We start from the raw sequence: 22,676 nt of genomic DNA, 5'->3' as shown, positions 1-22,676 counted from the left end.
CGCTTCGAGACCACGAAGTCGTGCAGTAACCCGGAGAGGTGGCAGAGTGGTCGAATGTACCTGACTCGAAATCAGGCGTAGGCGCAAGTCTACCGTGGGTTCGAATCCCACCCTCTCCGCCAGATTCAGGACGGCCCGCACAGCCCTCGGGACATGCGGGCCGATTCTTTTCTGAGGCCCGTGATGCGGGCCGGTTGGCAAGTGGTTTGAAAGCAGGGTGGCCCGGGTTCGATGACGCAGTGCGATATCGAACACGTAGAGAAACGCGGGCCTCTTCACTCGGCGTCGAGTGCGTTGCAAAAAGTTTTCAAAAAAGCTTGCGCAACGAAGAAAACGTCGCTATAGTCTCGTTTCTCTGCTGCAGCGAAACAAACAGCGCGACGCAGCGAACGTTCTTTAACAAACCAAACAGCCGATAGGTGTGGGCACGTTGTGGTTGAGATGGCGAGCAGCTGTCGTTTCCGGGTGACTGGGGGCGGTGGTTGATCGCATGACAACTAAATTGAAGTGCTCATACGAATCAAAGGTTTTAAGCGAAAGCTTATACCTGTGAATTCTGACGAGTTTTGGGAATTAAACTGAAGAGTTTGATCCTGGCTCAGATTGAACGCTGGCGGAATGCTTTACACATGCAAGTCGAGCGGCAGCACGGGGGCAACCCTGGTGGCGAGCGGCGAACGGGTGAGTAATACATCGGAACATGCCCAGTCGTGGGGGATAACACTTCGAAAGAAGTGCTAATACCGCATACGTCCTGAGGGAGAAAGCGGGGGATCGCAAGACCTCGCGCGATTGGAGTGGCCGATGTCAGATTAGCTAGTTGGTGGGGTAAAGGCCTACCAAGGCAACGATCTGTAGCTGGTCTGAGAGGATGATCAGCCACACTGGGACTGAGACACGGCCCAGACTCCTACGGGAGGCAGCAGTGGGGAATTTTGGACAATGGGGGCAACCCTGATCCAGCCATTCCGCGTGAGTGAAGAAGGCCTTCGGGTTGTAAAGCTCTTTCGGCAGGAACGAAACGGTGAGCTCTAACATAGCTTGCTAATGACGGTACCTGAAGAAGAAGCACCGGCTAACTACGTGCCAGCAGCCGCGGTAATACGTAGGGTGCGAGCGTTAATCGGAATTACTGGGCGTAAAGCGTGCGCAGGCGGTTGTGTAAGACAGGTGTGAAATCCCCGGGCTTAACCTGGGAACTGCGCTTGTGACTGCACAGCTAGAGTATGGCAGAGGGGGGTGGAATTCCACGTGTAGCAGTGAAATGCGTAGAGATGTGGAGGAACACCGATGGCGAAGGCAGCCCCCTGGGCCAATACTGACGCTCATGCACGAAAGCGTGGGGAGCAAACAGGATTAGATACCCTGGTAGTCCACGCCCTAAACGATGTCGACTAGGTGTTCGGTGAGGAGACTCATTGAGTACCGCAGCTAACGCGTGAAGTCGACCGCCTGGGGAGTACGGTCGCAAGATTAAAACTCAAAGGAATTGACGGGGACCCGCACAAGCGGTGGATGATGTGGATTAATTCGATGCAACGCGAAAAACCTTACCTACCCTTGACATGTACGGAACCCTGCTGAGAGGTGGGGGTGCTCGAAAGAGAGCCGTAACACAGGTGCTGCATGGCTGTCGTCAGCTCGTGTCGTGAGATGTTGGGTTAAGTCCCGCAACGAGCGCAACCCTTGTCATTAGTTGCTACGCAAGAGCACTCTAATGAGACTGCCGGTGACAAACCGGAGGAAGGTGGGGATGACGTCAAGTCCTCATGGCCCTTATGGGTAGGGCTTCACACGTCATACAATGGTCGGTACAGAGGGTTGCCAAGCCGCGAGGTGGAGCCAATCCCAGAAAGCCGATCGTAGTCCGGATCGCAGTCTGCAACTCGACTGCGTGAAGTCGGAATCGCTAGTAATCGCGGATCAGCATGCCGCGGTGAATACGTTCCCGGGTCTTGTACACACCGCCCGTCACACCATGGGAGTGGGTTTCACCAGAAGAGGCTAGCCTAACCGTAAGGGGGGCGGTCGCCACGGTGAGATTCATGACTGGGGTGAAGTCGTAACAAGGTAGCCGTATCGGAAGGTGCGGCTGGATCACCTCCTTTCTAGAGTCACGACTGCGACGTGTCCACAACCTATCGGCTGTTATAGAAGCAACAAGGGCAAGGAGCTCGGGAGAGGCAGAGATGCTGATTCCGCAGTGAGCACCCGACCCTGGAAAGACCGGGTCTGTAGCTCAGCTGGTTAGAGCACCGTCTTGATAAGGCGGGGGTCGTTGGTTCGAACCCAACCAGACCCACCAGATTGCCTGAATGAGGGCATAGGGGGATTAGCTCAGCTGGGAGAGCACCTGCTTTGCAAGCAGGGGGTCGTCGGTTCGATCCCGTCATCCTCCACCACCATCTGGTTCTGGCCGGGATGTCGGCTGTACTTGTTGCCGTAGCTTTGAGTGTGAGGCGTGGGGTGCAGAAATGCTGCCCAGACCTCACCCGCAAGGGTGCGAAGTTTGATCTTTAAAAATTTGGAAGAAGTAAAGGGATGTCAGCGTTTCAACCGCGCTGGCATCTCATGGGTAGTGATTGCATCGTCCCACCACTTTGAACCAGCGGTGGGATAGATAGCGCGAGCGCTTGAGAACTATCCTGTAGTGCGGTGTGAGACGCAAGTCGAGCACAGCGTTATAGGGTCAAGTGAATAAGTGCATGTGGTGGATGCCTTGGCGATCACAGGCGATGAAGGACGTGCAAGCCTGCGAAAAGCTGCGGGGAGCTGGCAATGAAGCTTTGATCCGCAGATGTCCGAATGGGGAAACCCGGCCCGTAAGGGTCATCCCTGGCTGAATACATAGGCCAGAGGAAGCGAACCGAGCGAACTGAAACATCTAAGTAGCTCGAGGAACAGAAATCAACCGAGATTCCCAAAGTAGTGGCGAGCGAACTGGGAGTAGCCTGCACGACTAAACCATTTACTTAGCAAAACGGTCTGGAAAGTCCGACGATACAGGGTGATAGTCCCGTATGCGAAAAGTAGATGGCGGGTCTGAGCGTGCGACAAGTAGGGCGGGACACGTGAAATCCTGTTTGAAGATGGGGGGACCATCCTCCAAGGCTAAATACTCGTGATCGACCGATAGTGAACCAGTACCGTGAGGGAAAGGCGAAAAGAACCCCGGGAGGGGAGTGAAATAGATCCTGAAACCGCATGCATACAAACAGTGGGAGCCTCGAAAGGGGTGACTGCGTACCTTTTGTATAATGGGTCAGCGACTTACGTTCAGTAGCGAGCTTAACCGAATAGGGGAGGCGTAGCGAAAGCGAGTCTGAATAGGGCGATTCAGTTGCTGGGCGTAGACCCGAAACCAAGTGATCTATCCATGGCCAGGATGAAGGTGCCGTAACAGGTACTGGAGGTCCGAACCCACTAATGTTGAAAAATTAGGGGATGAGCTGTGGATAGGGGTGAAAGGCTAAACAAACTTGGAAATAGCTGGTTCTCCCCGAAAACTATTTAGGTAGTGCCTCATGTATCACTCTCGGGGGTAGAGCACTGTAATGGTTGGGGGGGGTCATTGCGATCTACCCCGCCATAGCAAACTCCGAATACCGAGAAGTGCGAGCATGGGAGACAGACGGTGGGTGCTAACGTCCATCGTCAAGAGGGAAACAACCCAGACCGCCAGCTAAGGCCCCCAATGCGTGGCTAAGTGGAAAACGAGGTGGGAAGGCATAGACAGCCAGGAGGTTGGCTTAGAAGCAGCCATCCTTTAAAGAAAGCGTAATAGCTCACTGGTCGAGTCGTCCTGCGCGGAAGATGTAACGGGGCTCAAGCCACGAGCCGAAGCTGCGGATATGTCGTAAGACATATGGTAGGGGAGCGTTCTGTAAGTCTGCGAAGGTGTCTGGTAACGGATGCTGGAGATATCAGAAGTGCGAATGCTGACATGAGTAGCGATAAAGCGGGTGAAAGGCCCGCTCGCCGAAAGCCCAAGGTTTCCTACGCAACGTTCATCGGCGTAGGGTGAGTCGGCTCCTAAGGCGAGGCCGAAAGGCGTAGTCGATGGGAAACAGGTCAATATTCCTGTACCAGTCCATGATGCGATGGGGGGACGGAGAAGGTTATAGCAGCCGGGTGTTGGAAGTCCCGGTTTAAGCAGGTAGGCGTGCTGCGTAGGCAAATCCGCGCGGCTTAGCCGAGATGTGATGACGAGGAGCCACGTGCTCTGAAGTGCTAGATACCACGCTTCCAGGAAAAGCCTCTAAGCTTCAGTCATGGATTGACCGTACCGCAAACCGACACAGGTGGGCAGGATGAAAATTCTCAGGCGCTTGAGAGAACCCAGGAGAAGGAACTCGGCAAATTGATACCGTAACTTCGGGAGAAGGTATGCCCCTAGTAGGTAAAATCCCTCGCGGATGGAGCCAAACGGGGTCGCAGAGAATCGGTGGCTGCGACTGTTTAATAAAAACACAGCACTCTGCAAACACGAAAGTGGACGTATAGGGTGTGACGCCTGCCCGGTGCCGGAAGGTTAAGTGATGGGGTGCAAGCTCTTGATCGAAGCCCCGGTAAACGGCGGCCGTAACTATAACGGTCCTAAGGTAGCGAAATTCCTTGTCGGGTAAGTTCCGACCTGCACGAATGGCGTAACGATGGCCACACTGTCTCCTCCTGGGACTCAGCGAAGTTGAAATGTTTGTGAAGATGCAATCTCCCCGCGGCTAGACGGAAAGACCCCATGAACCTTTACTGTAGCTTTGCATTGGACTTTGACGGGACTTGTGTAGGATAGGTGGGAGGCTGTGAGACGTGGTCGCCAGATCACGAGGAGCCATCCTTGAAATACCACCCTGGTGTCGTTGAGGTTCTAACCTAGGCCCGTGAATCCGGGTCGGGGACCGTGCATGGCAGGCAGTTTGACTGGGGCGGTCTCCTCCTAAAAGGTAACGGAGGAGTTCGAAGGTTCGCTTGGTACGGTCGGACATCGTACCTAAAGTGCAATGGCAAAAGCGAGCTTGACTGCGAGACTGACACGTCGAGCAGGTGCGAAAGCAGGACATAGTGATCCGGTGGTTCTGTATGGAAGGGCCATCGCTCAACGGACAAAAGGTACTCTGGGGATAACAGGCTGATTCCGCCCAAGAGTTCACATCGACGGCGGAGTTTGGCACCTCGATGTCGGCTCATCACATCCTGGGGCTGTAGCCGGTCCCAAGGGTATGGCTGTTCGCCATTTAAAGTGGTACGTGAGCTGGGTTTAAAACGTCGTGAGACAGTTTGGTCCCTATCTGCCGTGGGCGCTGGAAGTTTGAGGGGGCCTGCTCCTAGTACGAGAGGACCGGAGTGGACATACCTCTGGTGTACCGGTTGTCACGCCAGTGGCATCGCCGGGTAGCTAAGTATGGAAGAGATAAGCGCTGAAAGCATCTAAGCGCGAAACTCGCCTCAAGATGAGACTTCCCGGGGACTCGATCCCCCTGAAGGGTCGTGGAAGACCACCACGTTGATAGGCTGGGTGTGGAAGTGCAGTAATGCATTAAGCTAACCAGTACTAATTGCCCGTGCGGCTTGACCCTATAACCGTGTGCTCAACAAATCGTTGAAACAGCACCGGTGATCAAAAGTGCCTCGCGCACACAATCACCCCAATCCTTTACTTCTTCCACATGGCGGCCCGATGCACCTCGCGCCTCCATGACAAAGCTTCAGCCTGGTGCCCATAGCGCTGTGGAACCACCCCTTCCCATCCCGAACAGGACCGTGAAACGCAGCCGCGCCAATGATAGTGAGCAATCCGCTCGCGAAAGTAGGTCAGCGCCAGGCTACCCAACAACACAACGCCCGATCACTCATCAGTGATCGGGCGTTCGTGTTTGTGCGAATCAAACACGCATCCAGATAGCACCTACGACTACATCAAGCCGAACCAGCGGAACAGCAGGTTGTAGTCGAGCAGTTCGACGAGCTGGCGTTCGCTGCGGATCTCGGACAAGTATCTGCACTAGCAGCGTACGCAGCAATTGTTCGAGTGGAATCGACGAGCGCACGCAGGGTGCGCATCGGGGGCTCCTTCGGCAAGCGGTGTTTCAGGCTCACGTCGCTGAGCATCGATGCACTGGGGATTCTCTTGCATACGCATGAGAAATCGGGAAAACAGGAAGACGATTCGGGGCGGGAGTTTGCCTCAAATCCCGCCCCGAGGGCAGGGCACGGGATTTTCACCAGCCTGTTAAACCAAGAAATTCAGCGCTCATTGCTCCGAGCGAGTTCATGCAGCGCGAAGGCGTAAGCCTCAGGAAAGTCAATCTGCGCGGCGACCTGACTGGTTTGTATCTGCCGATACAGGCCAAATTGAGTCTTGTATTTGAGGCTGCCGATAGCCAATGGGCCGATGCTCAGAAAATGGGCGGGACCAACGTCGGTTGGAATGGCCTTGTCGTTGATGCCTATGCCTTCAATGCCTGACGGGGGGACCGCGTTGGTGTCTGCGCAGGCAATGAGCTGGCCACCAGCCTGAAGCACTTCTGCGTCCAGAATACGAATGCCGGCTTTAGCTGCGCAGATTGCGATTTCAGTGTCGGCGACGATATTCACTTTGTCTCGATGGGTTTCTGCAGACACCCATTCGATCTGCGCTTGGTAACGTTCGCAGAAGCGCAACGCGGCTTTGGCGTCATCGTCGGCGGTGAGCTGGCAGAGTCGAGTGCGTGCGCCTTGGCGCGCCGCAAGGATGGCCGTGCACAGACCCACCGGTCCAGGTCCGAATACTGAAACTGTTCGTCCGCTCAATCCGGTGCCGGTGCGTTCGCGTACAGCCTTTTCAACCAAGGCGACAACCGCGGCAGAAGTCGTATAAGCGCCGTTTGGATCCGCGAATACGCCGACCTGGAATTCGCCAACCATGGCGCTCTTGGCGGATTGAAACATATCGGTGGCCATATGTACGTCACGTCCACCGATGAATATGCCTGTGTCGTTGAATCGCTTGGGCGGACGGCAGAATATGGCGTCCTGAACCAACGCAGTGACGTTTTCCGGGCGAATGCCTGTCAACGGGACCACTAGATCAAAGCCTGCATCGGCGGCGATGGTGACGTCGAACGGGCTGATGTTGCTGCCGGGCACCAGAAAGTAAAGTATGCGTTGGGTCATCTTGTTGTCTCCTCTTTCCACCATGGCATGTGGCTGAAGTCTGTCCGCGCGGAGTGCAGCGGTGCCGACCTTCAGATCTGTCATATCGACGAGGGGTGGGGCAACTTGAATGCGTGGATGGACGCGCGATGGCTGAAGCGCAGCCTGTTTGTCAGGCTTGGCCCGCCAGAGAGCACAATGCTGCATCGGGCTGCGTTTTTGCGGTAGTGGCGGTGCGTTTTGGTGGGGTAATCGCGCCGGGGGCTTTCAACTCTCCACTCCTGTAGTGATTGAGCGGCGAGGTCCCGCCAGCATCCTGCTGTCGGAAAGTTCGGCTGCGGGACTTGTCGCGATGTATGAAAGCGTTACCCTGTAGTGTCTCGACACCATCCGGCGCTCACGAGGCAACGGCTCACGGGAGATCCATTATGTCAAAGCACCAGAAAACCTTTCAGCTCACCATCCGCCACATTGATTTGATCGAAGATGCGTTGCGCGACCAGATCGGCCGCCTGGCTCATGCCGCGATTGCTGATGGGGTGCCCTCGGCCAGTGCGGAAAGTGACGCCCTGATACACGAGTTGAACGAGCTACTTGGCAGCCTGCACAACCAGAAGATTTTCTACAGTCAGGTCAATCGCACGGGCGTGCCGGCTGGCTAGGCGTAAAGCTTCATTGGGAGGTTTCAGGTGTTCCCGCGGAGAAGCTCTGACAGGCTGGAAATCGCCAGATCTCCAATCATGAGAGAACAAGGCACCTGATGGACACGCGCAACAATGCCCGGTTGACGATTGACCGACGTTCGTAGCCCAGAGCTTGATGCTGGACATGCGTGAGCGTGGTGGTCTGTGGCCACTGACGCTGCGCAGGCCATGGCATTGCTGAGCAGCTGGTGCTTCCATCGTCGAGCTGCGCCGCGAGGCTTTCTTCAGTCACGGATCGTCGCCGGCACCGGCGTATTGCGCAAGAGGGTTTCAGACTTGCCGAGCTGCCTCGCGTTCGCGATCTGGCTCTGTCTGAGGCCATACAGCGTTACGAGCGTCAGGGCCGAGCGAACAGCGTCACATCGGCATCGAGATGCTCGGATACTTCACTGATGCTGGCTATCGATCCACAGGCGATCACTGCAGACGCACTCTGAGCGTACGTGTGCTCGCCGGCATTCGCCCTGTCTTCCATTCGTTCTTTTTGTTCAGATCTGTACTGAACTGGATATCGCGCAGAAATTTATCCGCACCTATGGATTACAGACTAACGGTAAAGCCGAGCGTTTCATCCAGTCCGCCTTGCAAATGGGCTTATGGACACGCCTGCATCGGCACCTCGGATCAGTGCCGCGAAGCCTTGCCTCTCTGGAATCATTTCGACAATTGGCACGTAATCCACTAGGGCATTGGATGCCAAACGCCCGGCTCTTGGCTCTTTGCCAGGCGTCACAGGGGAAGGACGCTCCGGGGCGGTAGAGCCGCCAGTGAAGCAGATCGCTCCCGCGCTACCAGACCGCGTCGCAGGCAAACAGAATTCGCGTTTGCCTGTTGTCATCCGATTGCGGGGAGCGGTGCAGTACGCCACGTCCGTCATTCCCGGGCCAGCGTTCTCCCTTGAGCAACAGTACGTCGCCTGTTGTTGCCCGGTGGATTGCCGACGGCGACAGGATGACTTCTTCGCTGCCAAGCCGGCTGCGATCGGCTCCTGCCTCGTCCAGCCACTCGGTGCCTGGCCCTCGCCATGTGGTGATCAAACGTAAGGTGACGTGATCCACATGCATGCGTGGACACATGGCCTGATCCGGCATTTCGATACGTACGCCTACCTTGGGACATCCCGTGAGATCCGCGAGCAGTTCCGACCAGCTTTGAATCTCAAGTTGCATTGAGTCCCGTCCGGGCAGATCGGGCAGGGCTTCATTCGGCAGGGCTGCTCCGGGTGACAGCACATAGCGGATGCGATCCAGCCTCAATCCGATTCGATCCAGCGCATTCAGATAGTCGTGTACGCCCTGCGGCACAGCCCTGCGCAGGCGTATCAGATGCACGGATGGTTCAAAGATGTGGGCGAGACCTTCCAGTGTGTCCGTATTTTCCCAGCGCATGAACGGTTTCGCAGGCAGCTCGGGCTGGTTGAGTATTTTTTGATGTTGATAAGTCATTATCAAATTATAGATCAAGCCATTCCCGGGCTGTCCACATCAGTGAAGAGCCTCGCTATCGCCTTCTGCGGCAGCAGATGCGTGTAGGCCCGGCAGATGACCGTCTGGCGTCTGGATGCAAATGGGATCCGAATCGGACCCCAATCCGCCCAGGTCTGTCAGTGCTCGTGCAGATGAGGCTGTACGGGCAAAGGCGCGGCTGTGCCGCGAAGACAGTCGCTGCAGCGCCCGAACAAGGTCACATCGTGTGCGTCAACAGCGAAGCCCGGGGGCGTGAGTGCGCTCCAGTCGGTGGTGCATTCGGCGATATCGAATACCCGGTCGCACAGTGTGCACTTGAAATGATGATGGTGACCGAGATGGGCCACTTCATAGCGAGCGGGCTCGCCCGGCAGACTTACCTCGCGGATGCGGTGTTCCTGAAGCAGGGACTTGATCGTCCGGTAGACAGTGGCCAGCCCGAGCGCAGGTGCTTCGTTGCGTGCCATGCCGTGCAGTTCGGTGGGCGACAGCGGCCGGCCGGCGGACTCGATCGCACCGAGGATGGCCGCACGCTGTCGGGTATTGCGCTCCACCTGGATCAGGCCTCGTCAGGCACCGCTTCGCCGGTGTGCAGGTGCATGATCTGCCATCCGTATTCCTTCGCGTGGGTGCGCAGCGTCGGGTCAGGATCCACCGCGATCGGGTGGGTGACGCGACTCAGCAGCGGAAGGTCGTTAAGAGAATCACTGTAGAAGGTGGTGCGACGGAAGCTGCCGAAATACAGCCCCAGTTCTTCCAGCCAGCGCTCCACTCGTTCGATCTTGCCTTCGCGGAAGGCCGGCGTACCGCGCGGCTTGCCGGTGAACTGGCCGTTGTTCTGCGCCGGAATAGTGGCAACCAGGTGAGGAATGTCCAGTTCGCGCGCGATCGGACCGGTGATGAAGCTGTTGGTGGCGGTGACGATGGCACACAGCGCACCGCTCTCCAGATGGACGTTCACCAGACCGCGAGCCCCATCGGTCAGTCTCGGCCGGATCTGGCTGGTCATGAACTCGGCATGCCAGGCATCCAGCTGTTCGCGCGGATGGCGGGACAGCGGCGCCAGCTGGAAGTCGAGGAATTCGTGGATGTCCAGCGTCCCTGCCTTGTACTGGTCGTAGAAGGTGGCGTTGCGTGCCTCATAGACCTCTCGGTCGAGCACGCCTTTGGAAATCAGAAATTGCGCCCACTCGAAATCCGAATCGCCGGCGAGCAGGGTGTTGTCGAGGTCAAAAAGTACCAGTTCCATGAATCGGGTCCGTATCAGATCAGTCTTGCCTGCATGACTTCGCGCAGCAGCGGCAGGGTTACCGGCCGCTGGCGAGTCAGGGAGTGTTCGTCCAGCAGATCGAGGATGCCGAGCAGCGAGCGGATGTCGCGCCGACCATGCCGCAGCAGATAGTCGAACACGTCCTGTTCGACTTTCATGCCGCGGGCAGCGGCGTGTGCGTGCAGCAGTTCGATGCGCTCTTCGTCGTGCAGCGGCTGTATGCAGAAGGGCAGCATCTGCCCGATGCGGGTGCGCAGATCCTCGCGCAACGGGAGGTCTCGTGGTGCGCTGTTGCCTGCCGCCACTACGGTCACGCCACGGGTGTACGCCAGATTGACGGCGCGGAACAGCGCGATCTGCGCATCCGGCTCAAGAAGATGGATGTCGTCGAACAGCCAAAGTTTCGCGTGTGTTGCTTCGAGTGCGCCGATCAGCGTGTCGGCCGCGGTGAAATTGATCTGATCGACTTCCAGGTAAAGGCCACGCGCCTTCGATTCCGCCGCCAGCGCGCGCAGCAGATGCGTACGGCCGCTGCCGCTGTCGCCCCACAGATAGACCGACGCGCCGGACTCACTGCCGGTCATCGTACGCAGATGGGCCAACAGGTCGCGGTTGCCGCCGGCAACGAAATTGTTCAGGCTGGGGGCGGCGATCGGTCGGATGTCGAGCAGCAGCTGACGCATCATTCGATGATCTTGGGCGTGTCACCCTGATAGAAGCCGCTGGCCAGATAGTGCCGGCGCACTTCGCGCAGCCCGACCAGCAGTGCGGCCGAGGCGGGCAGTGCCACCAGCACGCCGACGAAGCCGAACAGCTGGCCGAAAGCCATCAGCGCGAAAATCACAGCCAGTGGGTGCAGACCGATACGGTCTCCGACCAGCCAAGGCGTCAGAAGAAAACTTTCCAGCATCTGGCCCAGACCATACACCACCGCGACGCCGATCACCGGCGACCAGCCCTGGAACTGAAGGGTGGCGACCAGCAGCGACAGCAGCAGGCCGCTGGAAAAACCGACATACGGAATGAAGCCGAGCAGGCCGGACAGCAGACCAAGAGGCAGCGCGTAATCGACGCCGGCGATCCACAGGCCGATGCTGTAGAACAGCGCGAGCGCAACCATGACCGACAGCTGGCCGCGCAGGAACTCCGCCAGCACCGCATCGACTTCGTCCGCCAGCGAAAGCGTGCGATCCAGCCACGGGCGGGGTACCAGCTTGCCGACCCGCTGCCGAAGCTCACGCCAGTCGCGCATCAGGTAGAACATGACCACCGGCGTCAGCAGCAGATTGGCCAGCACGCCAAGGATGACCGTGCTCTGGCTGCTCACGTACTCCAGCGCAAGCATCAGGTAATCCTGCGCGCTGCTCCAGTTCTTCGTGATGAATTTCTTCAGGCTATCGACATCAAGCTTCAGGCTGATGCCGAAGTGCGCCTGCAGCCATGGAATGAACTGGTCGTGCGCCGCGGTCAGATAGGCCGGCAGGCGTTCTATCAGCGTGCGGACCTCCTGCTGTATCACTGGAACCAGAATGAGTACCAGACCGACCAGAAGCCCGATCACCAGCAGAATGGTGAGCACCACCGAGAGCGTCCGGGGTGCCCCTCGCCGGTGCATGCGGTCGACCAGCGGCTCGAAGATGTAGGCGAGCACCAGGCCAAGCATGAAGGGAGACAGCGTCGGACCCAGCAGCCACAGCACGCCGACGATGGCCGCACCTACGCCTGCCCACAGCAAGGTTTGTTTGCGGTTGATGCCGGGAGGGGTCATGACGGGATGCGTGCAGGAGTAGAATGCGCACCCTTGGGGTGGAATGCGCGAATGCGGTGCAAAAACGCCCCGCAGTTTAACAAGATTCCGCTGCAATCCCGTTCATTCATCCTGTTTTCGCGGCGCCTCGCGCCCCATATGTCATGACTTCATCCACTGATTCCCGAGCCCCTCTTAGTTACGCCGCCGCCGGTGTGGACATCGACGCCGGTGATGCGCTGGTTGAGCGCATCAAGCCGCTGGCCAAGCGCACCATGCGTCCCGAGGTGATCGGCGGCATTGGCGGTTTCGGTGCCCTGTTCGAAGTGTCGAAGAACTACCGCGAGCCGGTGCTGGTGTCGGGTACCGACGGCGTGGGCACCAAGCTCAAGCTTGCTTTCCAGCTCGATGGCCACGATACGGTGGGCCAGGATCTGGTGGCGATGAGCGTAAACGACATCCTGGTACAGGGTGCCGAGCCGGTGTTCTTTCTTGATTACTTTGCCTGCGGCAAGCTGGATGTCGACACGGCCGCACGCGTGGTCGGCGGCATCGCCCGCGGCTGTGAGCTGGCGGGCTGCGCGCTGATCGGCGGTGAGACGGCCGAAATGCCCGGTATGTATCCGGCGGGTGAATACGATCTGGCCGGCTTCGCGGTTGGCATCGCCGAAAAGAGCCAGCTCATCAGCGGTGAAACCATTGCCGAAGGCGATGTGGTGCTGGGCCTGGCGTCCAGCGGCGCCCACTCGAACGGCTATTCGCTGCTGCGCAAGATACTCGAGCGTGACGCGCCTGATCTCGACGCTGACTTCCACGGTCGCACGCTGCGCGAAACCGTGCTCGAGCCGACCCGCATCTACGTGAAGTCGCTGCTTGCGCTGATGAAGGAAGCGCCGGGGCTGGTAAAAGGCATGGCTCACATCACCGGCGGCGGTCTGCTGGACAACGTGCCGCGCGTGCTGCCGGCTGGCCTGTCGGCCCATATCGATGCATCGTCCTGGACGCTGCCGCCGCTGTTCGCCTGGCTTCGCGAAGCGGGCAATGTGGCCGAACAGGAAATGTACCGCGTGTTCAACTGCGGCATCGGCATGGTGGTGATCGTATCGGCGGCCGATGCCGATCGCGCGGTGCAGTCCCTGTCGGCTGCAGGGGAAACCGTGTATCGCATCGGCTGCATCGAGCGCTGCAGCGAGGGTGAAGCGCAGACCGTCGTGCGCTGATCCCAGGCTGGAGTAGAGGGACCAAGGCGCCCCCTTGGTCCGTGGTGGCTTGCGGCGTCCCTCTGTACTGGCTGTTGTCCTTTGTCTTTGTTTCAGGCAATAAAAAACCCGCCAGCGGCGGGTTTTTTATTGCGCTTTTGCCATCCCTGAGGATGGCAGGGAAACTCACTTCAGCTTGGTTTCCTTGTACATCACGTGCTTGCGCGCCTTGGGATCGAATTTCATGATCTCCATCTTTTCCGGCGTGGTGCGCTTGTTCTTGTCCGTGGTGTAGAAGTGACCGGTACCGGCAGTCGATTCCAGCTTGATCTTGTCGCGTCCGCCCTTGGCCATGACGTCTTTCCTTCCTGTCTATGCCGGCAGAGCCGGATTGGTTGATCCGGCGCGGCCGGAATTGCTAGCTGTTCGGAACGCTGGGTTCCGGATCAGATCTTTTCGCCGCGTGCGCGGATTTCCGCGAGCACGGTTTCGATGCCCTTCTTGTCAATTGTGCGCAGGCCCTTGGTGCTGACGCGCAGGCTGATGAAGCGGTTTTCGGACTCCAGCCAGAAACGGCGTTGCTGGAGATTGGGCAGGAAGCGGCGCTTGGTCTTGTTGTTGGCGTGGGAAACGTTGTTGCCCACCATCGGCGACTTCCCGGTAACTTGGCAAACGCGGGACATGTTTCGAGCTCCAGAATCGGAAAAGCTCGTGATTATAGCGGATCGATTCCGTTTTGTTCAAGTTCTTCAGAGCATTCCTCGTTCTGCGAACGAGCAGCTGGCACCGCTGCCGACGATGACATGGTCCAGTACCCGCACATCCACCAGGGCCAGGGCCTGCTTCAGCGTCTGGGTCAGAAACTCGTCGGCACGTGAAGGCTCGGCCAGCCCGGACGGGTGGTTGTGCGCCAGGATGACCGCAGCGGCGTTGTGGGCCAGCGCCAGTTTCACCACTTCGCGCGGATAGACGCTTGTTTGAGTGAGCGTGCCCCGGAACAGCTCGACCGCACGCAGTAGGCGGTTCTGTGCGTCCAGCAGCAGCACCATGAATACTTCGTGATTCAGACCACCCAGCCGCAGCATCAGCCAGTCGCGGACCGTCTGCGGTGAGGTGAAGGCGTCACGTTGCTCCAGCTGTTCGTGCAGGCCGCGACGGGCCAGTTCGAATGTCGCTTTCAGCTGCGCCGCCTTGGCGCTGCCCATGCCTTTGATCCGGCACAGTTCGGCGACGCTGGCGTTGTGCAGCCGGACCACGCTGCCATCGAAATGGCCGAGCAGGTCCTGCGCCAGTTCGACCGCCGATTTCCCTGCCACGCCGACACGCAGGAAGATGGCCAGCAGTTCCGCCGCTGACAGCGCTTCCGCGCCATGCAGCAGCAGGCGCTCACGTGGTCTGCGGTCCTCGCTCCAGTCCTTGATCGCCATCGCGTTACAATCCGTGGTCGAACTGGCTCAGGATACACCATTGTCATGAATGCACAGCCCGAGCTGGCGGGACGTTCCGTCGTGCTGGCCGTCACCGGCGGTGTCGCGGCCTACAAGGCGGCCGAACTGGCCCGACTGCTGATCAAGGATGGCGCACGCGTGCGCGTGGTCATGACCGATGCGGCCAGTCATTTTGTTGGTGCCGCGACGTTTCAGGCCATTACCGGCGAACCGGTATGGACCGACCTGTGGGATGCGCGCATGCCCAACGGCATGGCTCACATCGACCTGAGCCGCGATGCCTCGCTCATCCTGATAGCCCCGGCCACCGCGGACTGCATCGCCCGTCTGGTTCAGGGGCGTGCCGATGACCTGCTGACTACGCTGTGTCTGGCACGCGACACCGGTTGTGCGCTGATGGTGGCGCCGGCCATGAACCGTCAGATGTGGGAGCACCCGGCCACCGTCCGCAATATAGATACGCTGCGCAGCGATGGTGCGCTCGTCGTCGGCCCGGCTGCGGGTGAACAGGCGTGTGGTGAGGTGGGGCTCGGCCGCATGGTCGAGCCTGACGTACTGCTGGAGGCGGTGCGTGCCCATTTCACCCCTAAGCGGCTGGTGGGCCGGCGCGTGCTGATCACCGCGGGCCCGACTTCCGAAGCCATCGATCCGGTTCGAGTGGTGACCAATCTCAGTTCCGGTCGCATGGGCTACGCGCTGGCGCTGGAGGCGGCCAGAGCCGGTGCCTGCGTCACGCTGGTGAGTGGGCCGACGGCGCTGCCTTGCCCGCATGGGGTTGAGCGTGTCGATGTCCGCAGCGCAGCGGACATGCATGCGCAGGTGATTGCCCGCTGTGCCGAGGTCGATCTGTTCATTGCGGTCGCTGCGGTGGCCGACTACCGCCCGGCAGCGCCCAGTGCGCGGAAGATCAAGAAGAGCGCAGACACCCTGTCGCTAGACATGGTGCGTAATCCGGACATCCTGAGTGATGTCGCATCCCGTCCGGATGCGCCGTTCTGCGTTGGTTTCGCCGCCGAAAGCCACGATCTGGACACCTATGCCCAAGGCAAGCGCGCGGCCAAGAAACTGCAGCTAGTGGTGGGCAATCTGGTGAGCGATGCCCTGGGGGGCGACGACAACCAGGTGGTGCTGTATGACGACCATGGCCGTCATCCTCTGCCGCGCGCGCCCAAGACCGAAGTGGCGCGAGCCATTCTCGAACATGTTTCACGCCTGATGAAAGACGCCTGATGTCCGTGCTCGACTACAAGATTCTCGACGAAAGGCTGCGCACGCTGCAGCCGGCCTATGCCACGCCCGGTGCTGCCGGACTGGACCTGCGCGCCTGCATCGACTCCGCGGTCGTACTCAGGCCGGGTGACACCCTGCTGGTGCCCAGCGGCATCGCCATCCATCTGGAAGACCCTGGTCTGGCCGCTCTGGTGCTCCCCCGTTCTGGCCTCGGGCACAAGCACGGCATCGTGCTGGGCAATCTGGTGGGGCTGATCGATTCCGACTATCAGGGGCAAATTTTTGTGTCGATGTGGAACCGGGGGCAAGGGGAGTTTGTCCTTGAACCGCTGGAGCGTATCGCGCAACTCGTGGTGGTGCCGGTGGTACAGGTTCGACTGAACGAGGTCAGCGATTTTGCTGCGTCGCAGCGTGGTTCTGGCGGTTTTGGCTCGACCGGTGGCCGTTGATCGGTTAGGGGCCTCAGACTCTTTTTTTAATCAGGACTGCACGGTAAGCTTGCGAGTTCTGGAAAGCGCCAGCCATAAGCCGACACTTATTCCCGGTCCATCGCAGGTCATGTAATCCTATTGGCCGGACAGATCGTTTTGCCCACTGCAACACCCACCAATCAATTGAGGAGAGCTGATTGTGATTCGTAAACAACTCGCCGCCGTCGTGCTGGCAGCGCTGGCTTCCACCGCCATGGCGCAGGAAGCGCCGTACAAGGTTGCCGAAGGCAACAAGGTCGATGCCAAGACGCTGAACGGCTGGAAGGTGTGGCGTCAGGCTGCCTGTGAGCGTTGCCATGGCGCGAATCAGGAAGGTATGGTCGGCCCGTCGCTGATCGAAGGCCTGAAGAAGTACACGAAGGAAGAGTTCGTCGGCATCGTCGTCGACGGTTCGCACGCTGACCGCGGCATGCCTCCGCACCCGTTCCTCAAGGGCGAAAAGATCGATAGCCTCTTTTCCTATCTGAAAGGTCGTTCAGACGGCAAGATCGCTCCGGGCAAGGTCAACCCGATGGAGTGATGCAAGGCCGGGCGGTTACCGCCGCCCCTGCTGACGCGCAAGCCCGCCGGAGAGCGGGCTTTTTTTCGTCCTTGTTTTCCCTTTTGCGGGTGTTCTTCCGCTCGACCAACGAGCGTATCGGATCGAGACGATACGTGCGAGCCCCGGGGTGAACGAAAAACGGCGCCCTTTTGGGGCGCCGTCCATGATGCTGCGTGGGGTAGGCTTACTCCATGCGTTCGTAAGCCGGCAGCGTCAGAAAGTCTTCCAGTTCGGTGGCCACGCACATGTCGCCGAACAGCGTGGCAGCGCGAGCGTAGGTTTCGGTGTAGGCATCGCCAAGCAGGGCACGGATCTTCTCCAGTTCCTGCGGAATCAGGCCGCGCACCATGTCGGCGGTCACCTTGCGGCCGTCGTCCAGAATGCCCTTCGGGCTGCGGATCCAGGACCACACCTGAGCACGGCTGATCTCGGCGGTGGCCGCATCTTCCATCAGGCCGTGGATCGGCACGCAACCGTTGCCGTCCATCCAGGCACCCAGATACTGGATGCCGACATTGATGTTGGTACGCAGGCCGGTTTCGCTGATCGGGCCTTCCGGGCGGAAATCCTGCAGATCGGCGGCGCCGTAGTTCACGTCCAGCTGCTTTTCGATCTGGTTCGGCTTGTCGCCGAGCACCGCTTCGAATTCGGCCATCGCGGCTTCGACCAGGCCCGGGTGAGCCACCCAGCCGCCGTCGTAACCGTCGGTCGCGTCACGACGCTTGTCTGAACGGATGCCAGCCATCGCCTTTTCGTTCGCTTCCGGATCCTTCTTGTTCGGGATCAGTGCGCTCATGCCGCCGATCGCCGGTGCGCCGCGCTTGTGGCAGGTCTTGATCAGCGACAGCGCGTAGGCACGCATGAAGGGCACGGTCATCGTGATCTTGCTGCGGTCGGCCAGGCAGAAGTCGCGGTTGTTGCGGAACACCTTGATGCAGCTGAAGATGTAATCCCAGCGGCCTGCGTTCAGGCCGGCGCTGTGCTCGCGCAGCTCGTACAGGATTTCATCCATCTCGAACGCAGCGTGCAGCGTTTCGATCAGCACAGTGGCCTTGATCGTGCCCTGGGGGATGCCCACCAGCTTCTGTGCAGCGACGAACACGTCATTCCACAGACGCGCTTCGCGATGGCTCTGCAGCTTGGGCAGGTAGAAGAAGGGGCCGGCGCCGCGGGCGATCAGTTCCTTCGCGTTGTGATGGAAGTACAGCCAGAAATCGAACAGGCCGCCGGACACACGCTGACCGTCCACCGTCACGTGCTTCTCGTCGAGGTGCCAGCCGCGCGGGCGCACCTGCAGAACGGCCACCTTTTCGTTGAGCTTGTATTCCTTGCCCTTGTAATCGACGCTGATGGTGCCGCGGACGGCGTCACGCAGGTTGATCTGGCCCTGGATCTGGTTGTCCCAGGACGGCGAGTTCGAGTCCTCGAAATCGCTCATGTAGCTGTCGGCACCGGCGTTCAGCGCATTGATGATCATCTTGCGCTCGGTCGGGCCAGTGATTTCGATGCGGCGACGCTCCAGCGCCTTCGGCAGCGGGGCGATCTTCCAGTTGCCCTCGCGCACATGCAGCGTGTCGGCGAGGAAGTCCATCGGCTTGCCAGCGTCGAGTTCGGCGGCGCGGGTGACCCGGGCGGCCAGCAGTTCGCGGCGGCGCGGTTCGAACTGGCGGTGCAGCTGGGCCAGCTGCGACAGCGCTTCGAAAGTCAGGATGGACTGGTATTCGGCGCTGACCGGAGCGGCGATGCTCACACCTTCAGGCAGTTCCATTGCCCGGTTCAGCTTGTCTGCAGATTCAGCGATAGTCATGTGCGTGCGCTCCGATAACGGTTCGAGAGCCGGTATGACGTGAGCGTGCGTGCTCCGTGCTCCGGACAGGGTGGCCGTCCCTCACACCCGATCGGCGACGGTGGTGCCGTCGTCGGGCGGATGTGCCGCAGCGAGCGGGTTGCGCGCGGTGCGGACGGGAGGACCGGGGTCTAACGTCCGATGCATCAGACCAGGTTGTGCCCGGCATGAATTGCTGCATCTGCACAAATACTAGACTTTCCTTATGCATCCGTTAAGCTTTCCTGAAGTACATTTATCTTTTACTTTTAGTACAAAATGGATCGCTTCAAGGAGATAGAGTCCTTCGTTTCGGTCGCGGCTCACGGCAGTCTGTCTGCTGTGGCCAAGCTCGAAGGTGTGCAGCCGGCGGTGATCGGCCGCCGTATCGATGCGCTGGAAGAGCGGCTGGGCGTGAAATTGATGCTGCGCACGACGCGCAAGCTCACGCTGACCCACGAGGGCAGCGCCTATCTGGAGGATTGCCAGCGCATCCTTAATGAAATGGCGAATGCGGACGCCGCGGTGACTGCAGGCGGCGCCAGGGCGACCGGCCTGCTGCGGGTGAGTGCCCCGGCCGGCTTCGGGCGCAGGCATGTGGCGCCGCTGGTGAAGCGCTTCATGGGCCTGAATCCGGAGGTAAAAATTTCACTGGACCTGACCGATCGCATGGTCGATCTGGTGAATGAAAACGTCGATTGCGCGGTGCGCATAGGCAGCTTGCCCGATTCCAGCATGATCAGTATCAAATTGGGCGAAACCCGGCGGGTGGTGGTGGCGAGCCCGGATTACCTGGGCCGTTATGGCAAGCCGGGCCATCCGTACGACCTGCTGCAGCACCGCTGCCTCGGCCTCGGCCCGAACCGTGCACAGGCGCGGGGCTGGAGTTTCATGGCGCATGGCGAGCCGATCACGCTGCGTATCAATCATCTGGTCGAGTGCAACGACGGTGCGGTGCTGCGGGACTGGGCGCTGAGCGGTCTCGGGCTGGCATGGCGGTCGTACTGGGAGATCAGGGAGGATCTGGCGAACGGGGCGCTGGTCGAGGTGCTGGGCGACTTTGCCGCGCCGCCCATGGGCATCTATGCGCTGTTTCCGCAACGCCGTCATCTGCCGCTGCGGGTGCGCCTGTTCGTCGATCTGCTGAAGATCACCTATGGTGATCTGGCGTACTGGGAATCCGGTGGTGCTTACATGCCGGAACTGCCGGTGGCGGCTGAACCCTGAACGTAGGCATCGGAGGGGGGGGGCTGCCAGCATCTATCTCTGACGCTGCATCCAAAAACAAAAAGGCCATCCGGCTTGCGCCGGATGGCCTTTTTCTGCATCAGACCCGCGACTGCGGGCCCGGCGCATTTCAGTGGAACTGCTCTTCTTCGGTCGAACCGGTCAGCGCGGTCACCGACGAAGTGCCACCCTGGATGGTGGTGGTCACGTCGTCGAAGTAGCCAGTGCCGACTTCCTGCTGGTGCGACACGAAGGTGTAGCCGCGGTCGCGGGCCGCGAATTCCGGCTCCTGAACCTTTTCCACGTAGGCCGACATGCCGCGGGCGACGTAGTCCTGGGCCAGATCGAACATGTGGTACCACATGTTGTGGATGCCGGCCAGGGTGATGAACTGGTACTTGTAGCCCATGGCGCCCAGTTCGCGCTGGAACTTGGCGATGGTTGCGTCGTCGAGGTTCTTCTTCCAGTTGAACGACGGCGAGCAGTTGTACGACAGCATCTTGCCCGGGAACTTGGCGTGGATCGCGTCGGCGAACTTCTTCGCGAATTCCAGATCCGGCGTGCCGGTTTCGCACCAGATCAGGTCGGCGTACGGTGCGTAGGCCAGACCGCGCGAAATGGCCTGATCCAGACCCTTCTTGGTCTTGTAGAAGCCTTCCGAGGTGCGCTCGCCGGTAACGAAGGGCTTGTCGTTGGGGTCGCAGTCGCTGGTCAGCAGATCGGCGGCTTCAGCATCGGTACGGGCCAGGATCAGGGTCGGCACGCCGTAGACGTCGGCAGCCAGACGCGCGGCGATCAGCTTCTGCACGGCGTCCTGGGTCGGCACCAGCACCTTGCCACCCATGTGGCCGCACTTCTTCACGGAAGCCAGCTGGTCTTCGAAGTGCACGCCGGCGGCGCCAGCGCGGATCATCGCCTTCATCAGTTCGTGGGCGTTCAGTACGCCGCCAAAACCGGCTTCAGCGTCAGCCACGATCGGGGCGAAGTAGTCGATGTAACCCTTGTCGCCAGCGTGGATGCCCTTGGCGTGCTGGATTTCATCAGCGCGCGTGAAGCTGTTGTTGATGCGGCTCACGACGGTCGGCACCGAATCAACCGGGTACAGCGACTGGTCGGGGTACATCGCTTCGTACGAATTGTTGTCGGCAGCGACTTGCCAGCCCGACAGGTAGATCGCCTTCACGCCAGCCTTCACCTGCTGCATGGCCTGACCGCCGGTCAGTGCGCCGAGACAGTTGACGAACGGCTCGTTGTTCACCAGATCCCACAGCTTTTCCGCGCCACGGCGGGCCAGCGTGTACTCGACCTGGACCGAACCGCGCAGGCGGTAGACGTCAGCGGCGGTGTAGCCGCGCTTGATGCCCTTCCAGCGGGGGTTCTCGTCCCAGTCCTTCTGGATTGCGGCGATTTCCTGTTCTTTCGTGCTCATTGCATGTCCTCGAATAAAAAAACAACCCGAACAGGCGGCGACTGCCACCCGTACGCCCTGACTCAATAGAAGCTGCTGATGGTGCTGACACCCATGACCGGTTGCGATGACCAGTCATCTTTCGGCCTGTTGAACCGATGCGGGCCGATGCACGAAACCCGCGTGGACCTGTTGCAGCGTTTGGGAGCAATCAGATCGGGCGCCCGGGAAGCCTTCCGGCGTATGCAACCGGACAGCTATCGTGACGAGCACCAGTATAAAGAGGCTTTGGCAAAGCAACAAGATGTCTTGTATAAGACATAAGAAGCTGTGTTTTCAATGAAAACAAAGGCTTGTGTTTTTGTGGCTTTGTCTGGTGTGAAAAAATGCAGAAATTTCTTCTGAAAGTTGTGCGCTGCGAAAGCCCCCGGCGACGGCCGGGGGTGAGAGAGGTCAGATCAGTGCGCGCGGACTGACGATGACGCCGTCGCCATCCGCGTAGAGATGATGGCCCGGCACGAAATCGATGCCGCCAAAGGTCACCGTCAGATCGACCTGACCTTCGTTGCGCTTGACCGTCTTCAGCGGGTGGGTGCCCAGCGCGAACACGCCGATGTCCATTTCGCCGATGGCGGCCGAATCGCGAATGCAGCCGTACACGACGATTCCGGCCCAGCCGTTCTTGACCGCCAGTGCGGCGATCTGGTCACCGACCAGCGCCCGGCGCATCGATGCACCACCATCGATCACCAGCACCCGGCCATTGCCCGGCGCTTCGAGCGCCTTGCGTACCAGACCGTTGTCCTCGAACAGCTTGAGTGTCGTGATCGGCCCCCCGAAGGCGGTGCGCCCGCCGTAGCTGCGGAACATCGGTGCGCAGATGTGCAGTTCGCTTTCAAACTGATCGCAGAGGTCGGCGGTGGAGAGGGTCATGGAGCGCTCCTTTCGAGTGGGGAGGGGCATGGTCGTCGAAAGACGAAAAGCCGCAG

At 59.6% G+C, this 22,676-nt stretch carries 18 protein-coding genes, 3 tRNA genes, 3 rRNA genes and 1 pseudogene; 12 read left to right on the top strand and 13 right to left on the bottom strand.

Annotated features, from left to right (window positions below):
* Positions 1-32 precede the first annotated feature (32 nt).
* The 6 genes from METUNV2_RS0112490 to rrf all read left to right on the top strand — a co-directional run bounded on the left by METUNV2_RS0112490 (position 33) and on the right by rrf (position 5,823).
* Positions 33-122: transfer RNA gene (locus METUNV2_RS0112490), tRNA-Ser, on the top strand.
* Between the two features lie 453 nt (positions 123-575).
* Positions 576-2,108, top strand: a 16S ribosomal RNA gene (locus tag METUNV2_RS0112485).
* A gap of 120 nt (positions 2,109-2,228) precedes the next feature.
* Positions 2,229-2,305 (top strand) — tRNA-Ile (locus METUNV2_RS0112480).
* Positions 2,306-2,326: 21 nt separating this feature from the next.
* Positions 2,327-2,402 (top strand) — tRNA-Ala (locus METUNV2_RS0112475).
* 285 nt (positions 2,403-2,687) lie between these two features.
* Positions 2,688-5,576 (top strand): 23S ribosomal RNA (locus tag METUNV2_RS0112470).
* 133 nt (positions 5,577-5,709) lie between these two features.
* Positions 5,710-5,823: ribosomal RNA gene (gene rrf / locus METUNV2_RS0112465) — 5S ribosomal RNA — on the top strand.
* The 16S, 23S and 5S rRNA genes sit together here with 3 tRNA genes alongside, the layout of an rRNA operon.
* A 100-nt stretch (positions 5,824-5,923) precedes the next feature.
* On the opposite strand, the pseudogene METUNV2_RS20140 reads toward rrf, so the two are convergent.
* Together METUNV2_RS20140 and METUNV2_RS0112455 are read right to left on the bottom strand one after the other, a co-directional pair.
* Positions 5,924-6,044 (bottom strand): annotated as a pseudogene (locus METUNV2_RS20140) (transposase); the annotation flags it as partial.
* A gap of 199 nt (positions 6,045-6,243) precedes the next feature.
* The gene (locus METUNV2_RS0112455; protein ID WP_018229807.1) at positions 6,244-7,152 is read right to left on the bottom strand and encodes an NAD(P)-dependent methylenetetrahydromethanopterin dehydrogenase; all 909 of its coding nucleotides are present in this window, start codon (positions 7,150-7,152) and stop codon (positions 6,244-6,246) included.
* Positions 7,153-7,559: 407 nt separating this feature from the next.
* Between METUNV2_RS0112455 and METUNV2_RS0112445 the strand changes: the two genes are divergently transcribed.
* On the top strand, positions 7,560-7,793 hold the full coding sequence (locus tag METUNV2_RS0112445; RefSeq protein WP_018229806.1) for a hypothetical protein: 234 nt from the start codon (positions 7,560-7,562) through the stop codon (positions 7,791-7,793).
* An 830-nt stretch (positions 7,794-8,623) separates the two neighbouring features.
* Here the strand turns inward: METUNV2_RS0112445 and METUNV2_RS19660 are convergent.
* The 5 genes from METUNV2_RS19660 to METUNV2_RS0112420 form a co-directional block, all read right to left on the bottom strand.
* Positions 8,624-9,280 carry a DUF1826 domain-containing protein gene (locus tag METUNV2_RS19660; RefSeq protein WP_232415673.1) on the bottom strand — a complete coding sequence of 219 codons (657 nt, stop codon included), beginning with the start codon at positions 9,278-9,280 and terminating at the stop codon, positions 8,624-8,626.
* A gap of 158 nt (positions 9,281-9,438) precedes the next feature.
* Positions 9,439-9,855 carry a Fur family transcriptional regulator gene (locus METUNV2_RS0112435; RefSeq protein ID WP_018229804.1) on the bottom strand — a complete coding sequence of 139 codons (417 nt, stop codon included), beginning with the start codon at positions 9,853-9,855 and terminating at the stop codon, positions 9,439-9,441.
* 5 nt (positions 9,856-9,860) lie between these two features.
* A complete protein-coding gene (locus METUNV2_RS0112430; RefSeq protein WP_018229803.1) occupies positions 9,861-10,550 on the bottom strand; it encodes an HAD family hydrolase in 690 nt (229 codons plus the stop codon).
* A 14-nt stretch (positions 10,551-10,564) separates the two neighbouring features.
* The gene (hda, locus tag METUNV2_RS0112425; RefSeq protein ID WP_036271202.1) at positions 10,565-11,257 is read right to left on the bottom strand and encodes a DnaA regulatory inactivator Hda; all 693 of its coding nucleotides are present in this window, start codon (positions 11,255-11,257) and stop codon (positions 10,565-10,567) included.
* Positions 11,254-12,339: an AI-2E family transporter gene (locus tag METUNV2_RS0112420; RefSeq protein WP_018229801.1), complete on the bottom strand. Its 1,086-nt coding sequence runs from the start codon at positions 12,337-12,339 to the stop codon at positions 11,254-11,256. The genes hda and METUNV2_RS0112420 overlap by 4 nt, the downstream gene beginning before the upstream one ends.
* Positions 12,340-12,482: 143 nt before the next feature.
* Here METUNV2_RS0112420 and purM point away from each other — a divergent pair, with 143 nt between their 5' ends.
* Positions 12,483-13,538 (top strand): phosphoribosylformylglycinamidine cyclo-ligase, encoded by a 1,056-nt coding sequence (gene purM / locus METUNV2_RS0112415; RefSeq protein ID WP_026188121.1) that lies wholly within the window; start codon positions 12,483-12,485, stop codon positions 13,536-13,538.
* A gap of 165 nt (positions 13,539-13,703) precedes the next feature.
* On the opposite strand, the gene rpmG is transcribed toward purM, so the two are convergent.
* The 3 genes from rpmG to radC form a co-directional block, all read right to left on the bottom strand.
* Complete coding sequence (gene rpmG, locus METUNV2_RS0112410) at positions 13,704-13,871, bottom strand: 50S ribosomal protein L33 (protein ID WP_008061064.1); 168 nt, start codon at positions 13,869-13,871, stop codon at positions 13,704-13,706.
* A 92-nt stretch (positions 13,872-13,963) separates the two neighbouring features.
* A complete protein-coding gene (gene rpmB, locus METUNV2_RS0112405; protein WP_026188120.1) occupies positions 13,964-14,200 on the bottom strand; it encodes a 50S ribosomal protein L28 in 237 nt (78 codons plus the stop codon).
* 66 nt (positions 14,201-14,266) lie between these two features.
* Positions 14,267-14,944, bottom strand: coding sequence for a RadC family protein (gene radC / locus METUNV2_RS0112400; RefSeq protein WP_018229799.1), 678 nt, complete (start codon positions 14,942-14,944; stop codon positions 14,267-14,269).
* Positions 14,945-14,989: 45 nt separating this feature from the next.
* Here radC and coaBC point away from each other — a divergent pair, with 45 nt between their 5' ends.
* The 3 genes from coaBC to METUNV2_RS0112385 all read left to right on the top strand — a co-directional run bounded on the left by coaBC (position 14,990) and on the right by METUNV2_RS0112385 (position 17,206).
* Entirely contained in the window at positions 14,990-16,195 is a 1,206-nt protein-coding gene (coaBC, locus tag METUNV2_RS0112395) for a bifunctional phosphopantothenoylcysteine decarboxylase/phosphopantothenate--cysteine ligase CoaBC (RefSeq protein ID WP_018229798.1), read from the top strand.
* Positions 16,195-16,644 carry a dUTP diphosphatase gene (dut, locus tag METUNV2_RS0112390; protein ID WP_018229797.1) on the top strand — a complete coding sequence of 150 codons (450 nt, stop codon included), beginning with the start codon at positions 16,195-16,197 and terminating at the stop codon, positions 16,642-16,644. The genes coaBC and dut overlap by 1 nt, the downstream gene beginning before the upstream one ends.
* Before the next feature lie 181 nt (positions 16,645-16,825).
* Complete coding sequence (locus METUNV2_RS0112385) at positions 16,826-17,206, top strand: c-type cytochrome (RefSeq protein WP_026188119.1); 381 nt, start codon at positions 16,826-16,828, stop codon at positions 17,204-17,206.
* A gap of 205 nt (positions 17,207-17,411) precedes the next feature.
* Here the strand turns inward: METUNV2_RS0112385 and aceB are convergent, their stop codons facing one another.
* Positions 17,412-19,034: a malate synthase A gene (gene aceB, locus METUNV2_RS0112380; RefSeq protein WP_051081925.1), complete on the bottom strand. Its 1,623-nt coding sequence runs from the start codon at positions 19,032-19,034 to the stop codon at positions 17,412-17,414.
* Between the two features lie 297 nt (positions 19,035-19,331).
* On the opposite strand from aceB, the gene METUNV2_RS0112375 reads away from it, so the two are divergent.
* A complete protein-coding gene (locus METUNV2_RS0112375) occupies positions 19,332-20,279 on the top strand; it encodes a LysR family transcriptional regulator (protein WP_018229794.1) in 948 nt (315 codons plus the stop codon).
* Between the two features lie 130 nt (positions 20,280-20,409).
* Here the strand turns inward: METUNV2_RS0112375 and aceA are convergent, their stop codons facing one another.
* A complete protein-coding gene (aceA, locus tag METUNV2_RS0112370) occupies positions 20,410-21,708 on the bottom strand; it encodes an isocitrate lyase (protein ID WP_018229793.1) in 1,299 nt (432 codons plus the stop codon).
* 432 nt (positions 21,709-22,140) lie between these two features.
* Positions 22,141-22,620: a ribonuclease E activity regulator RraA gene (gene rraA / locus METUNV2_RS0112360; RefSeq protein ID WP_018229791.1), complete on the bottom strand. Its 480-nt coding sequence runs from the start codon at positions 22,618-22,620 to the stop codon at positions 22,141-22,143.
* Positions 22,621-22,676: the final 56 nt, after the last annotated feature.

Origin of the sequence: Methyloversatilis universalis EHg5, from assembly GCF_000378945.1 — a bacterium.
Taxonomy (GTDB): Bacteria; Pseudomonadota; Gammaproteobacteria; order Burkholderiales; family Rhodocyclaceae; genus Methyloversatilis; species Methyloversatilis universalis_A.
The sequence above is the reverse complement of the archived record's forward strand: the minus strand, read 5'-3'. Positions and strand labels throughout refer to the sequence as shown.

Coding starts and splice junctions, on each gene's coding strand:
- METUNV2_RS0112455 (WP_018229807.1), bottom strand. CDS start 7,152: ATGACCCAACGCATACTTTACTTTCTGGTGCCCGGCAGCAACATCAGC.
- METUNV2_RS0112445 (WP_018229806.1), top strand. CDS start 7,560: ATGTCAAAGCACCAGAAAACCTTTCAGCTCACCATCCGCCACATTGAT.
- METUNV2_RS19660 (WP_232415673.1), bottom strand. CDS start 9,280: ATGACTTATCAACATCAAAAAATACTCAACCAGCCCGAGCTGCCTGCG.
- METUNV2_RS0112430 (WP_018229803.1), bottom strand. CDS start 10,550: ATGGAACTGGTACTTTTTGACCTCGACAACACCCTGCTCGCCGGCGAT.
- hda (WP_036271202.1), bottom strand. CDS start 11,257: ATGATGCGTCAGCTGCTGCTCGACATCCGACCGATCGCCGCCCCCAGC.
- METUNV2_RS0112420 (WP_018229801.1), bottom strand. CDS start 12,339: ATGACCCCTCCCGGCATCAACCGCAAACAAACCTTGCTGTGGGCAGGC.
- purM (WP_026188121.1), top strand. CDS start 12,483: ATGACTTCATCCACTGATTCCCGAGCCCCTCTTAGTTACGCCGCCGCC.
- rpmG (WP_008061064.1), bottom strand. CDS start 13,871: ATGGCCAAGGGCGGACGCGACAAGATCAAGCTGGAATCGACTGCCGGT.
- rpmB (WP_026188120.1), bottom strand. CDS start 14,200: ATGTCCCGCGTTTGCCAAGTTACCGGGAAGTCGCCGATGGTGGGCAAC.
- radC (WP_018229799.1), bottom strand. CDS start 14,944: ATGGCGATCAAGGACTGGAGCGAGGACCGCAGACCACGTGAGCGCCTG.
- coaBC (WP_018229798.1), top strand. CDS start 14,990: ATGAATGCACAGCCCGAGCTGGCGGGACGTTCCGTCGTGCTGGCCGTC.
- dut (WP_018229797.1), top strand. CDS start 16,195: ATGTCCGTGCTCGACTACAAGATTCTCGACGAAAGGCTGCGCACGCTG.
- aceB (WP_051081925.1), bottom strand. CDS start 19,034: ATGACTATCGCTGAATCTGCAGACAAGCTGAACCGGGCAATGGAACTG.
- METUNV2_RS0112375 (WP_018229794.1), top strand. CDS start 19,332: ATGGATCGCTTCAAGGAGATAGAGTCCTTCGTTTCGGTCGCGGCTCAC.
- aceA (WP_018229793.1), bottom strand. CDS start 21,708: ATGAGCACGAAAGAACAGGAAATCGCCGCAATCCAGAAGGACTGGGAC.
- rraA (WP_018229791.1), bottom strand. CDS start 22,620: ATGACCCTCTCCACCGCCGACCTCTGCGATCAGTTTGAAAGCGAACTG.